Genomic DNA, 13,356 nt, shown 5'->3' with positions numbered 1-13,356 from the left:
GATCCCTAAAAATCCCCCTTTTTAAGGTTACGGTGTACACACAAGTCTTTAAGAGTTGCCCTACAAGCTATTTGCTCCCCCCGTCCCCTTTTTTAAGAAGCAAAAAACTCTCAAAATCCTCCTTTTTAAGGAGGATTTTGGAGGATCTACTACATTTTGGTTTTGTAGAGAGATGTGTGTACCCTGTAGCCTAAAAAAGGAGGGCTTAGAAAGGATCAATAAGTACCCAAAATCATAGACAGATACTTTTCAACAAACTTCTAAGAGTGGCTTTCTAGGGGATTAGCAATGTATTTGAATGTTGGCTCAGAATTCCAAGGGCCACGCTCATCTTTACCATTACCGTTTGTAGATAGGTTGTAGTAAAGAGCAACAGTTTCATCTGGCTTAATATTACCAAAGAATGGATCTGTCAACTTACCCAGTGAATCTAGAGCTTTCATAAACATCTGGGTATGAGAAATTTCTCGTGTTAACAGATGGACTAAAGTTTCTTGGGTTCCTTTGTCAGTTGCCAACTTAATTAACTCTTCGTAAGTCTGACGAGCGCCGGCTTCTGCTGCAACGTTAGCCCTTAAATCACGGACTACATCTCCACCTTCATTCAAGTAACTTGCAGTCCAAGCATTACCCTGACTATCCAGAAAATGAGGCCCAATCCCGCGAACTGCAAAGAGAGTACTCTTATAAGCCTCTGTTTGATCCACATTTTTGGTATGAGCTTCAATGAGTTTACCAACCATTTCTAAATGGCTGAATTCCTCGATTGCAATGTCTTGGAGCATATCTTTAATTCCAGCGTTTTCAACATGGAATGATTGCACCCAATATTGTAAAGCTGCACTAAGTTCTCCAGTAGCTCCGCCAAACTGCTCTAGAAGTAATTGAGCAAAACGAGGGTTTGGTTCACTTACGTTAACTGCATGAATAGGCTCTTTTTTGTGAAAAAACATAGATTTACACTTCCAAAAATTATGATGTTACAGAAGGGATTGAATGGTCTTTTAGGATTGTTCCACAGAGAGCTAATTTGATGTTTGATAGCTTCTCAATCTGGAAAACTATAAGACCAATAAAATACACTGGTCATGTCAGTATTGATAACTGCCAATCAGCGATTAGGCATTGCTGCTTCTTCTGATTAATCCCCATAGATAAATAGCAACAATTGCGCCAAGCACAGCCACCAAAATACCAGGAAGAGTTAAACCAGCGCCAGCCGCAGTAATTTGCAGAGTTCCTGTTCGCAATAGAGTAAACAGACTTCCACCGACGAAAGCACCAATGATACCTAAAATCATTGTGGAGAGAATTCCACCACCTTGATAGCCAGGATAAATAGCTTTAGCAATCGCACCTGCCAAAAGTCCTAAAACTACCCAAGCAATAATACTCATAACTGCCTCAACAATCTCACTTGTATCTAAGTTATCAATTCTGATTCAGAATTCTTTCTACCAGATGGGATAAATGCTAAATCCAAAAGTTAGACAAAAGAGTTTACATATAAATTAGATGGGAATTGCAATTTGGCGTTTATAGCATGAAAATGCTCAAGGATTTTTTGGCAGCCAAATAAATAATAAATTATTAAATCTCTAATATTCTTCTATTAAGCTTTACTAGTTAGATAACGAGGTTTCTGAAAATAACATATTTTTCGATTTATTAGAAAAATCGGCAATCTAAATTTTGATATATCTATCTGAAGATATAATTACATAATCTAACTTTTTAGAGATGTATGAAAAGCTTTTGTCTATCAAGTTGGAAAACTAATATTTAATAAATTTGATTTTGTACATTTTTATTTAAAAATTAAATGTGGTGGTGAAACATTAGATCCCCAATTTCTTTAATAAATCGGGGATCTAAAGGCTGCAAAATTTCACCAATGATTTGCGGCTGTTTTAAATCAATACGGTTCAGTTAAGGGCTACTGGTAAAAATTTTAGGTTTTTGAGACGCGATAAATCGCCGTCTCTACAAGTCTTTTGGTCTTATCTGAACTGTATTGTGTTTTAAATAGCACGAGAGAATTTTGTCTCTTGCATTTTTGTGTGGGTATCAAATATAACAGCAATATTTCTGACTAGTAATCGACCGATGTCTGTAATTTGGATCTGATTTTTTGATAAACTGACCATACCATCAGCTTCTAGTGGTTTTAATGCCTCTAGCTCCTCAGAGAAATATTCATCAAAGTTGATTTGATATTTGTTTTCAATATCTTCCTTATGTAACTGAAAGTGAGACATAATACCCATAATTACATCCCTTCTGATAATATCATTTTGACTAAGTTTGACACCTTTGCTAACAGGTAAACTACCCGATGCAATTGTCTGATAATAATCTTTTAATTCCTTGTGATTTTGAGCATAAGCATCTTCTAGCATACTGATGGATGTAGAACCAAAGCCAAACAATTCTGTCTCTGCGTGGGTAGTGTAGCCCTGAAAATTGCGCTTGAGAGTGCCATTGCGTTGAGCGATCGCTAGTTCGTCATTAGTTTTCGCAAAATGATCCATCCCAATAAATAAATATTGGTTACTCGTCAATTCTTCAATAGTCATTTTCAGAATATCTAACTTTTCTTCGGCTGGTGGTAAAGCTTCTTGAGGAATATTTTTTTGCGTCGGTTTGAGCCAGGGAACATAGGCAAAGTTAAAGACAACTATTCGGTCAGGATCTAATTCAATTGTCTTTTTCAGCGTTTCTTGAAATGTCTCGCGGGTTTGATAGGGTAAACCATAAATTAGGTCTACATTCACACTCTCAAACTTAGCTTCTTTAACCCAACTCATGACATCAAAGAGCATTTCTTCTGGCTGAACACGATTTACAGCTACTTGAACTTGGGTATTAAAATCCTGAATGCCGAAACTAATGCGGTTAAACCCAATCTCTCTCAGAAAGAAAATGTAGTTTTTATCGATATAGCGGGGATTAATCTCAATTGAGATTTCTGCTTGTGGATCGATGTTGAAATAGCGATTGATGTTTTTCCATAAAAATTCTACTTGGTGATGATCCAAGTAATTAGGAGTACCGCCTCCCCAATGGATTTGCAGCACTTTTCTGTCTGGATCGATTAAAGCTGCGGTGTTTTTAATGTCTTGAACCAAAGACTCCACATAAGGTTTAGCAATATTCTTGTTGTTGGAAATTACTGTGTTGCAGCCGCAGAAGTAGCAAGCGCTTTGGCAAAAGGGGATGTGGAAATATAAACTCATAGGAGTTTGGCGTTGATTTGATGCTGCGATCGCGGCCTTAAAATCAGTTTCGGTGAATGTTTCGCTTAACTCTGTAGCGGGCGGGTAACTGGTATATCTAGGTGCGCGAGTGTCGTACTTTTGAATCAGATCCAGATCGAACTTGACACCAGGTAATAAAAAAACCATTGAGTTGCTTTCCAATGAATGTGTGAAGCGAAGGGGAATAGGGAGTGGGGAGTAGGGGAGCAAGAACTATTGACAAATGACAAATGACAAATGACAAATGACAAATGACAAATGACCAATGACAAATGACAAATGACCAATGACAAATGACAAACTTAATTAGCCGCACCTATTTCAGTGCTACCTGAATTCTGGGAACGAGTTAAACTATTAAACAGGACTTGGCCAAGTGCTTTAATTAGATTTCCCTCTAACTCTTGAGCCATCTGCAAATTGAATCCAAAGGCATTATTGGCTTCTGCAACAATCCGTTCTACTGTTGCATCATCAATAGGTAGCGCGTTTAATACCCGACGATACTTATCCTTAAATGCCTTTTTATCAGGAATTTGCTCAAAATTGTAAAAGGACGTGCCTTCATAGCCAGAAAGCTTCAGGGCTGACTGAGCAACTTTTTGTAGCATTTGACCCCCAGAAAGATCGCCCATGTAGCGAGTGTAGGCATGACCTAGCAATAAAGTCGGTTCACTAGCAGAAATTTCCCGAATGCGGTCAATATACTTTTGAGCAGCAGGTGAGGGTGTAATTTGCTCTCGCCAATTATCCCCATAATAGAACACCATGTCTTTTTCGAGCGAGGATTGACGATTAAGTTCAGGAAAGTAAACCGCACTAATTACAGGATGCTTTACATGGCTATCTAACGCCGCTTCTAATTCGCTGTAGACGTAATACAAGTTACTTAAGAACTTGGCAAAGCAGTCTCTATCCACCACTCCTTGTAGAAAACATTTCATGAATCCCACATTTTCTGCTGATGTGTGGGCTTGTTGAGTTCCAGAACGCAGTTTGATGGCGAGATTGCTACTCATTGTTGCTTCCTTCATTTTCAAGCACAAGGTTTCTAGACAGCCACCGACTTAGGATGCCTGCCAATTCCAGCTACAAGATTGTTATTCTAGGTTTAGAGAGGATCTGCATCAGTCTATCCAGCAAGTACCACTGCCGATGTAAATCCAGGTATTTTTATTTCTCCTAAGATTATTTAACTATTAATTCATATATAACTATGAAAGATATTAGTATTTATTTATGTTTTTCTGATACTCATGTTCAGGCACATTTCAGTTGAGTAGTAACAAAACTGATTTTGCAATAGGCATTTTAACTCTGCTGAAACGATTGGATTCTTTAATACTAGAGTCATTGAAGAGATGAATAACACAGCCGCACGAGCATTTTCCCTGATTTTGGATACAAATCATCCAGAGTTTTTGCGACTATTTAGAGCAATGTTGTGATCTTAATTTGAGAATAGCAGAGATTAATAAGAGCGATCGCTCAATTCAACCCTCCACCCAATACTTTTCGGTTAAACCCAATAATCTCTCTTTTGGTCTGGGGAAAGGTTAAAGGGTAATGGGGAAAGGGAAATTCAAACCTTTTCCCTTTCCCCTTTCCCCCAAAACCCGAAAAGTATTGACCCTCCACCTTCTTGTGTTAAGGGTAGGTTATTAGTGAGTGCTAGGTATACCTTCATACATGAGCGATCGCACCGATCAATATTGATATTTTCTCATCTCAATAATCCAAGCAATCTCATACTCCTGCAAATCTAATCATCACACGGGCAAGGCTAATCAAAAAATTCAACACTTTCTCTGCTTTAATTGCAGCATCAATATCTCGTTTGATGTTTTGCAAATCGGCAATAATTATGTCGTGGTCTGGACGGATCAAAACTTGTGTGAACAGAGCTGCTGTCACTGTTCTGAGTGCATCCTGACATTGTTCGATAGCTTTAGAGAGGATATCTATAAGTTCCCAATTCTCTTCTTCTTCTTCTGCTTCTAAAAGTGAAAATTGTAATCGGAAAAGGATGTTCCTTAAACTTTTTTCCGATTGTTGAAAAACTTGCGGTTTGACAGGTTTCCCTGGAGACAGATTTGCTATCGACTCAATGCTATCAATAATCTTTTTGATCTGTTCTTTAATTGTGTTGAGGCTAGTTGGTGTAATCATTGTAAATTATCTCCTTACGATGAACATTCGAGAGGTTGAGAATCAGAAGTTGCAGGAAGGAGATTCTGTCTTTGTTTGTTTAACATATCGTTCAGGATGGGATCTTCCTGAATTGCTGCTTGAATCTCTTTAACTCTTACATTTACAGCAGTAATATCCGAACCAAAACTAGAGGCAATTCCGAAAATTGTGGTAATTTTTGCAACAACTTCATCAAAGCTGACATCGTTGTATTTTTCGATGAGTTGGGAAAGCTTTGCTCCTGTATCAGCTGTCAGCAAAAGTTTAGCTGTAGCTTGGCAAATCATTGTTTTATCTTCTGTATTTATGCTGAGTAGCTCATCTAGAAGTTGCTCACCCTGATTGAAGATTTGTGTTTTATCTGCCTCAGAAGTCGCATTCTGAAATTGCGTTCTGAGCTTGCTAAACTGAAAAAGAATCACAACTCGGTCTGGGTTTTTCGGTGAGGGTGGATCTTGAGCAATCAGTTCAGCTAGAAGTAGCATTTTGACAGTTAATCGCCTAGAAGGTTCAGCTGCTCTAGCAACCGCACCCGCTTCAGTGCCTAATAATCCTGCTTGTTCAATGTTGTTAAAAGTCTCGCCTGCTACGATATATTCTTGCTTGAGATCGTTGAGAACGTTATTAACAGGATTTGATTGGGTATTTGTCTGAAGTTGATTTTCAATTATATTCGATATTTGGTCTATATCTGCAAAGTCTATATTGCGATCGCTTAAGAGTCTTTTTAGCAGTCTTCGCCGCAGTTCAACAGTTGAGCGCGGTAGAGGATTGAGTTGATAGATAGTTTTGACAGATTCAATCGCATCATTTGCCTGAATCTTAAAGTTTAGTGCCGTCAGTCGCAGTACCGCCCTCCTCTCTGGACTACAACCGCTTAGAGCGATACTCATTATCAAAAAAAGCAGGAAACTTTTTAATTGAACTGGATTTGTCATCAAGTAGCCTCAGAGAGTGTTAGAAAAGTGAACCAGAAGTCACATTTACAAAGCCAGGCTGATTTCATTCTTAGAAAAAAAGTTTGTCGTCAGTTTGAAATTGGGGGCGTTAGTACCCCCTTACAAAAATTCAATCGGATAGAAAACCATGAAACTCCTTCACAGCATCGGGGTTTAACCAATAATTGATTTCCTTTCTTTTCACAGGCCCATGATGGTTGAGGGTAAACCTAAGAAGTCTGGCGCAATACTCGATAGCAAATTTTTTGTTGCTTTTCGAGACTTTGATAAATGTATCGCAATCTGTCTTACCCGAAACATCTTCAAGCAACTTTTTCAAACTAGAGTCAAAACCTATAGAATCGCCTGAGCATTGAAAAATTCCAGCTTCTTCTGAGCAAAGGATGTTGGAGTTAGGATTCGTCATGTCTCTTCCTTCTTTCCAGTTCCATGAACTTTCAAAGCCACCGAGTACCCTCAGTACCTCTAGCATGATTGCCTTGCGGTGGAGAAGACTATTCCAAGATCCGAGTTCTGGGGCAACACTGGAGTAAATGTCGTTATTGTTATTCTCCTTAAATATCTCATCTGGAGCTTTCCTGGCCCAGTCAATCAATTCATTCAGAAACGAATCTGGGGGAACACCACGATTGGAGATTGTTGCTTTACACGCGGTAAATTTTCTAGTCATTAAACTACTTAAATAGAATTAATTACATATATTTTTGGCGTTGTTAAATGGCTCTCTCAATATCTTTAGGTTATAAGTAAGATTAGCGATTGCACTTTGCCACAAAACCAGAGAAAGCCATTTAAGTTAAGCCTATAAGCCTAAAGCTTTGCGAGTATCAGTTCCAACAATCCCATCTGCGGCTAGTCCAAAAGAACGCTGAAAAGCGATCACAGCTTGTTTTGTATTTTCGCCAAAATCACCATCTATTGCCCCAGGAGAAAAGCCTTTATCTGTTAGTTTTTGTTGAAGTTCAATAACATCTTGACCAATTGAATCTAGTTTAAGTAATTCTTCGTCTTGTTCAAGACTAGTACCTAACTTTTCAGCAACTTCCTGTCGCAAACGAGGTAATTGACTAAATAACCACTCACCTGGACAGTCAGTATTACTAAACTCTCGATGCCCTCGAATATTTTTAGGATTAATATTGCAGGAGTTACACAAAGAAACGCATAATTCGACTAAACTATCCCACTGTTTTTGTCCCATTTTAAAAGTCATGAAGTTGCCTTCATTCTCAATTCCAGGGGATTGATTACCACCAGCAAGTCGGTTTCCCTGTTGTGCGGCATGGGCAGATCTAATGCACATTCCTTTTCTCACTGCATCAAGTGTTCCATGTCTTCCTTCTAAAATAATTCCTCCAGTCGTATTCAGAAAATTATGTCCAGAATCACTCCAGCCGTTTCTCTTCATGTGATCTTCTTGAATCTGACGGGCTAATTTTTTACCTCCGTCTACTGTTCCTTGTGAAACATCATTGGGAGGATTCTGATTATCGGTATTGTGAATCACGATAAATTTAGGAACTGTTTTATCAAAGGAGCCAGCAGATTTCGCACCCCATTCATCAGTTGTAATAACTTTGGCAGTAAAAGGCATTTATTTTTTCTCCTTGTTAGAATAAGTTGAAACTAAAATAAATTAGAGATTCTAAAGTCCAAGTGCTTTTCTAGTTTTATCACCAACAATGCCATCAACGGGGTCTAAATCTTCTTGATCTTGAAATTTAATAACAGCATTAGCTGTTGCCTGTCCAAAAAATCCATCTGCACGACTTGTACCCAAATCAAAACCCCGGGCAATTAATTTTTCCTGAACTACCTTGACATCATCTCCCTTCATCAAGGGAGTAGTTAAAAAAAGCAATCTAGGACTATTCGCTGCTCTGATTCCAGGCTGAGTTAATCCGGTTAGTTCTGATTGGATAATGGGAAATTTGTCTTTCCAAATATTAGGGTCGCTAATATTTAAGCGGTCATCAATATGCACTGGATCGTTAAAATCTGCTCCCCAATGCAAAACAGGATGATTACGAATAGCAGTAAAAAACGCTTGAATTGAGGAAGGTAGTGAGTTAAAATTTCCAAGCTGATGACTAGTATATAGTGTCCCTCCTATTTGGATATTCATGTCAATAGCATGACCAATTAAGTGATTAGACATCTTCCCAGAAGGAACGATTGCTCCCCCAACAGGAACACCCCAGGGACGAGCTGAACTAGTAACAAAAATCTTTAGTCCGTTGATAGCTGCAAAGTCATTAATTTTTTCGAGATGAGGAATAAATTCGATATCTGCCAAGACAAGCTTACCGATAAATTGAGAACCGATAAAAGTTTTGAGTTCAGTTGCCATAAGAACATTCTCCCGATAATTAAATATTGTTTTTATCAGCGATCGCTTGAAAATCAAGACAGTCACGACAAGATAGGCGATGCCTGCGGCGGGCGTAGCGATCGCACTAAAATTTAGCTAGGTAGGTTAGGGACAGGCTAGTTAAGTAAGATGATTATTTGAGCTTGCAAAATTTCTACCGCCAATACCAGCAAAGTTTGCAATTTTAAGAAAAAAGTTAAGGATTTAGCACTAGCAAATCCCCAAACCATTTCCCCATCTCGGTTTCAGTTACCGAAAATTTAAGTGCTTTACAACCATTGATTAACGTCGTTCTTAACTTTGGAAAAAACCCCAAGTTAAGAACTATGCTTCTGTTTACCTTTTCTTGAGCAAACTCCAACTCCGAAGCGTATTCAGAATAAACTTTTTGAAATTACATCCTTAAGATTTGTAACTATACTGCATAAATTTGGAAATGGCATAAGTAATAACAGTATTCACCTACCCTAATAGGTAAATTTTTAGTAAATTTTTATATTTTTTTTGATTAAAAATGCAATTACAATCGAAAAATCATCTACGAAGGCGGGGTGCGACTCTGACGGCTCAAGGCTCAAGGAAACTCAATCAGGCAAAAGCTCAGTTAGAAATTGAGCAAAACTTTAAGCGATACACTCTCGAAGACCTCAGTGAAAAGACAGGTTTAACCCCCAATACCCTTAGTAAAGTCTTTAATGGCTCAGTAGGAGTCGATAAGCGAACCTTGGAGTGCTGCTTTAATGCCTTTAATATGACCTTGTTAAAGGACGATTATTTTTATCTGGAGCCTCATCAAGACCATCTTGCCGAGATTGGCTTAATGTCGTCGGCTGAAGCCTGCGATCGCATCGAACCAGTATGCGATTCTCGCAGCAATGTAGGGCAAACTCACAAAATGGAACGAACGCCAGACAATCTCTACCCTCGTCTCTTAACTACACCAGGAGGGCAGATGCCCCTGGATTCAGTCTTCTACATTGACCGTCCTATTCTCGAATCCCTCTGTTACGAAGCCATCCAGCAAACTGGTGCGTTGATCAACATCCGCGCCCCCAAGCAAATGGGCAAAACCTCCCTAATGACTCGCATCCTGGCTTACGCTAACTCCCAGGGTCATCGCGCCGTTTCTGTGAACTTGCAACTTGCTAACGACGAGATTTTACAGAACCTAGAATGCTTCTTAAAATGGTTCTGTGCCAGAGTCAGTAAGCAGTTAGACTTGCCAAATGAAATTGCTAGTTTTTGGCATAACTCCTTGGGCAGTAAATCAAATACCACTGATTATTTCCAGGATGTAATCTTACCCAACCTCGATCGCAGAGTCTCTTCAAGGGAGAATCGCCCCCTAGTCATTGCGATCAATGAACTCAATCAGCTTTTTGCCTACCCCGACGTTGCTCGTGAATTTCTTCTACTTTTACGAACATGGTCTGAGCAAGGCAAAGAAGCCGATGCAGACATTAATCCTTGGCACAAGCTGCGATTGGTGACGGTTCATTCTACTGAAATTCTGATGCCTCCCTCCATCAATCCCTCTCTCTTGAATACTGGGCTAGTTATTGAGTTACTTGAGTTTACCGCTGCTCAGGTGCAGGATCTAGCATATAGGTGCGAACAGGATATAACCTCGCCACAAACCCAGCGCCTGATCGCTCTGTTGGGGGGACATCCCTATCGGTTGCAGTTAGCATTTTATTGCCTACAGCAGCAGATAATAACCCTAGAAGAACTCTTAGAAAATTCTGCGATCGCTGCCGCTATCTATGCAGACCACCTAGAACAACAATGGTGGAACCTGCAACGCTATCCCGATTTATTGCCATCGTTTATAGAAATCGTCAGACAGTCAAGTCCTGTAGATTGTGAGGCTGTGCAAGGCTCCCAGTTGCACAAAATGGGGTTAGTGCATCTGCATGATCTGAAGGCAAGTCTCGCCTGCGAGTTATTTCGTCCGTTTTTCTGCGATCGCCTGCTACAAATTAACAGTTAGAGATGCTAAGAACAAGCACACAAATTTTAAGTGTGACGTTGAAGGGAAAATTTAACTTAATCTTATCCTTTTGTTGATTTGTTCTTAGTTGTACAAATACTTTTAATACAATATAGTCTATTTGACTAAATATAAAATTTTCTATAAAAATTCTATTTAATCGTTTAAAAGCCTTGCTGCTGATAACTTTGGTAATTTTAATTAGGTTTCAGTATACTTGACAATATCCATACCAGATTCTTAAGAATTCTATGTGATATTGTCAAAGTAGATTTAAATATTTCAGCCTGACTGTTTGGTATCGTACTCACGAAAACAGGATAAATTCTATGTATCGATTCCAGATCAGTGCATACACGCAAACAGGTGAATCCATCGGTCTGGTCGGTTCTACTCCAGAGTTGGGACTGTGGGAGATTAAAAAATGTATCTACCTGCGTACAAGTGGCGATCGCTATCCTCTATGGTGGACAGATATTGAAATTCAAGAGTCAGGCGGTCAACAGAGAGTTGAATACAAGTATGTGCGGCTTGATGCCAACGGCAATGTTCGATGGGAGAGCTTACTAGATACAAACCGATGGATACCGATTGATTCTAAAGATCATTCCAGCACAATTATTGTGGATGATGGTGCATTCGGTTATTTACAGCCTTACCCCTTTGGATACATTGAGAAATCAACTGTCAAGATGCCCGTGGAAGAAAGGGCTGAAAGACTCAAAATTGTGGTCATTGGCAGTTCCGTCGCATTAGGTCATAAAGCCTGGTTTTTGAAAGGTTGGGTCTGGTTGTTAGCACAGGCTTTAGAGCAAAAATATGGGCATCAACTGGTAAATGTATCGGAGGTAGGGGCGAATGTCAGCAGAACGATCGCTCGATTCCCCTGGTTTGTCACCCCAGAAAAACCAGATATTGTGATTATTGCCCTCTCTCTCGGTAACGAAGGGTTAGCTTACTGCCCCCCTCATGAACGGCGAGCAGTACAGCGACGGTTTGAAAGTGGCTTGCAGCAGTTGGTGAAAATGACGCGGGACATCGGAGCAATTCCGATTCTTGGAGGAGTCTATCCTAATGGCGACTATTCTCAGGATCATTACTGGCTGCTCCGAGACACACACAACCGAATGCTAAGTTGGGATGTAGCTGTACTAGATTGGTTAGCAGCCGTGGATGATGGACAAGGACGATGGAAAGCGGGGACATCCTTCGATCCGGCTCACCCGAACACAGTTGGTCATAGCCTTATGTATGAGCAGATCGACCAGCACTTATTCAACATCGACAAAGACGAATTGGCAAAAGAAAAACAACGCTTCCAGCAACCGAATGAATTTGCCATCTACTTTGACAATGCTGGCTTTCATGTCTCTGTCTGTATCGAAGAGAAGCGTTTACGAATCGTTAATCCATCACAATACAGTTACACGATCGCTCCCTATTGGCAAGAATTGCAAACTGCATTACAAAGTAGGGCAGGATTGATACCAGGTATTTACATTGCAAAGTCTGTCAAGCCAGGGACGCTCCCCTTCTTTGCTGTGCAAGAAGATGGTGCGATCGCCACCACAGTAAATATCCCCTCTGGCGCAGACTTAGAATATAGCGCTGCCTTCAATCTTTTTTCGCCAAACAACTCACAGGTTTTGTTCTATGACGGGCATCTGGGGATTTTGCAAGCGGACGAACGCCACCTCTGGATAATCAACGAATCAGATAGCGAATACAATATCCAACCGATGTGGACGGAGGTTTGCAACGCCCTTAAAGCCATGCCATCGGGTGTTTATGAAGATCCGCTTCATCCCGACATTCCCTTTCGTACCATGATGATTGGCAAAGATGGGCTTGAAAGCCGGGTGAAAGCACCACCTAAATCTGCGGTGTTTTTCCAATACAAATGTCAGTTATCGGATATCAGCCGTGTGGCCATTCTTCCCCTTGGCGATCGCTGTGCTGTCCGCATGATGCTATATAAGATGGAATATGATGGCCCCGCCTTTCCCTTTGATCTAACGCGCGCGACTAATATTGCAGATGTTGCAGATGCGATCGAAAACGGTTTTTATGATATGTGGAACCCTGCCTTGCTGCACTACAGCCCCGATGCAGGCAGAATTTACCATAGTAAGTGGTCGGGTTTATCCTTTGCCCATGAAGTCGAGGAGACAGATGACCCAACGAGCGATATGTCTCCCATCCATGAACGGATGCGGGTTCGATACACAGCACGTTCTGAAAGGTTTTGGTACGCACTGCGGCACTGCGATAAAGTGCTTTTTGTCCGCACAGGAATTAGCGATCGCGGTGGTGTAATAGATTTAGTCAATAAGCTAGAAAAACAATGCCAGGGAAAGCCATTTCATCTCTTGCTTCTTTCTCCTCAAAGCGATGATGAGTTTTTAGACCTTCCCAATGTGCTGCACTACAATGTCGAGTTTAATCCCGATCGGATGTATGACGATTTGGGGCATTGGATGTATTGCACAGATGTGATGCGAGAAATTCTGGAATCCCTTGATGTGTCTAGTAAAAACCTCTTTTGGTGTCCGCCTAAAATACCGAAGGGGTGAGAAACTGGGTAGAGGC

General features: G+C 40.3%; 11 protein-coding genes. 2 read left to right on the top strand and 9 right to left on the bottom strand.

Annotated elements, in window-relative coordinates; genetic code table 11:
- Positions 1 to 260: 260 nt before the first annotated feature.
- The 9 genes from H6G86_RS04395 to H6G86_RS04355 all read right to left on the bottom strand — a co-directional run bounded on the left by H6G86_RS04395 (position 261) and on the right by H6G86_RS04355 (position 8,822).
- Positions 261 to 953 carry a manganese catalase family protein gene (locus H6G86_RS04395; protein ID WP_163930946.1) on the bottom strand — a complete coding sequence of 231 codons (693 nt, stop codon included), beginning with the start codon at positions 951 to 953 and terminating at the stop codon, positions 261 to 263.
- A 165-nt stretch (positions 954 to 1,118) separates the two neighbouring features.
- Positions 1,119 to 1,397: a GlsB/YeaQ/YmgE family stress response membrane protein gene (locus tag H6G86_RS04390; RefSeq protein ID WP_114083921.1), complete on the bottom strand. Its 279-nt coding sequence runs from the start codon at positions 1,395 to 1,397 to the stop codon at positions 1,119 to 1,121.
- A gap of 624 nt (positions 1,398 to 2,021) precedes the next feature.
- Positions 2,022 to 3,404 (bottom strand): oxygen-independent coproporphyrinogen III oxidase, encoded by a 1,383-nt coding sequence (gene hemN / locus H6G86_RS04385; RefSeq protein WP_190933289.1) that lies wholly within the window; start codon positions 3,402 to 3,404, stop codon positions 2,022 to 2,024.
- Positions 3,405 to 3,559: 155 nt separating this feature from the next.
- Positions 3,560 to 4,276 carry a biliverdin-producing heme oxygenase gene (locus H6G86_RS04380; RefSeq protein ID WP_190933288.1) on the bottom strand — a complete coding sequence of 239 codons (717 nt, stop codon included), beginning with the start codon at positions 4,274 to 4,276 and terminating at the stop codon, positions 3,560 to 3,562.
- Between the two features lie 727 nt (positions 4,277 to 5,003).
- Positions 5,004 to 5,426 (bottom strand): hypothetical protein, encoded by a 423-nt coding sequence (locus H6G86_RS04375; protein ID WP_190933287.1) that lies wholly within the window; start codon positions 5,424 to 5,426, stop codon positions 5,004 to 5,006.
- A gap of 14 nt (positions 5,427 to 5,440) precedes the next feature.
- On the bottom strand, positions 5,441 to 6,340 hold the full coding sequence (locus tag H6G86_RS04370; RefSeq protein ID WP_242064685.1) for a hypothetical protein: 900 nt from the start codon (positions 6,338 to 6,340) through the stop codon (positions 5,441 to 5,443).
- Positions 6,341 to 6,515: 175 nt separating this feature from the next.
- Positions 6,516 to 7,076 carry a hypothetical protein gene (locus tag H6G86_RS04365; RefSeq protein ID WP_190933285.1) on the bottom strand — a complete coding sequence of 187 codons (561 nt, stop codon included), beginning with the start codon at positions 7,074 to 7,076 and terminating at the stop codon, positions 6,516 to 6,518.
- 132 nt (positions 7,077 to 7,208) lie between these two features.
- The gene (locus H6G86_RS38525; protein WP_190933284.1) at positions 7,209 to 8,000 is read right to left on the bottom strand and encodes a peptidoglycan recognition protein family protein; all 792 of its coding nucleotides are present in this window, start codon (positions 7,998 to 8,000) and stop codon (positions 7,209 to 7,211) included.
- A 51-nt stretch (positions 8,001 to 8,051) separates the two neighbouring features.
- Positions 8,052 to 8,822 (bottom strand): peptidoglycan-binding domain-containing protein, encoded by a 771-nt coding sequence (locus tag H6G86_RS04355; RefSeq protein WP_313930472.1) that lies wholly within the window; start codon positions 8,820 to 8,822, stop codon positions 8,052 to 8,054.
- Between the two features lie 469 nt (positions 8,823 to 9,291).
- On the opposite strand from H6G86_RS04355, the gene H6G86_RS04350 reads away from it, so the two are divergent.
- The gene (locus H6G86_RS04350; protein ID WP_190933282.1) at positions 9,292 to 10,767 is read left to right on the top strand and encodes an AAA-like domain-containing protein; all 1,476 of its coding nucleotides are present in this window, start codon (positions 9,292 to 9,294) and stop codon (positions 10,765 to 10,767) included.
- Positions 10,768 to 11,096: 329 nt separating this feature from the next.
- Entirely contained in the window at positions 11,097 to 13,340 is a 2,244-nt protein-coding gene (locus tag H6G86_RS04345) for a DUF1796 family putative cysteine peptidase (protein ID WP_190933281.1), read from the top strand.
- The last annotated feature ends 16 nt before the right edge of the window (positions 13,341 to 13,356 follow it).

Origin of the sequence: Nostoc sp. FACHB-133 (assembly GCF_014698055.1) — a bacterium.
Lineage (GTDB): Bacteria > Cyanobacteriota > Cyanobacteriia > Cyanobacteriales > Nostocaceae > Nostoc.
Note: the sequence above shows the minus strand (reverse complement) of the source record. Positions and strands in the feature narration are given on the sequence as shown.

Excerpts from the sequence above, each read along its gene's own strand:
- H6G86_RS04380 (WP_190933288.1), bottom strand. The coding sequence starts at position 4,276 with ATGAGTAGCAATCTCGCCATCAAACTGCGTTCTGGAACTCAACAAGCC.
- H6G86_RS04390 (WP_114083921.1), bottom strand. The coding sequence starts at position 1,397 with ATGAGTATTATTGCTTGGGTAGTTTTAGGACTTTTGGCAGGTGCGATT.
- H6G86_RS04370 (WP_242064685.1), bottom strand. The coding sequence starts at position 6,340 with ATGAGTATCGCTCTAAGCGGTTGTAGTCCAGAGAGGAGGGCGGTACTG.
- H6G86_RS04395 (WP_163930946.1), bottom strand. The coding sequence starts at position 953 with ATGTTTTTTCACAAAAAAGAGCCTATTCATGCAGTTAACGTAAGTGAA.
- H6G86_RS38525 (WP_190933284.1), bottom strand. The coding sequence starts at position 8,000 with ATGCCTTTTACTGCCAAAGTTATTACAACTGATGAATGGGGTGCGAAA.
- H6G86_RS04375 (WP_190933287.1), bottom strand. The coding sequence starts at position 5,426 with ATGATTACACCAACTAGCCTCAACACAATTAAAGAACAGATCAAAAAG.
- H6G86_RS04350 (WP_190933282.1), top strand. The coding sequence starts at position 9,292 with ATGCAATTACAATCGAAAAATCATCTACGAAGGCGGGGTGCGACTCTG.
- hemN (WP_190933289.1), bottom strand. The coding sequence starts at position 3,404 with ATGGTTTTTTTATTACCTGGTGTCAAGTTCGATCTGGATCTGATTCAA.
- H6G86_RS04345 (WP_190933281.1), top strand. The coding sequence starts at position 11,097 with ATGTATCGATTCCAGATCAGTGCATACACGCAAACAGGTGAATCCATC.
- H6G86_RS04365 (WP_190933285.1), bottom strand. The coding sequence starts at position 7,076 with ATGACTAGAAAATTTACCGCGTGTAAAGCAACAATCTCCAATCGTGGT.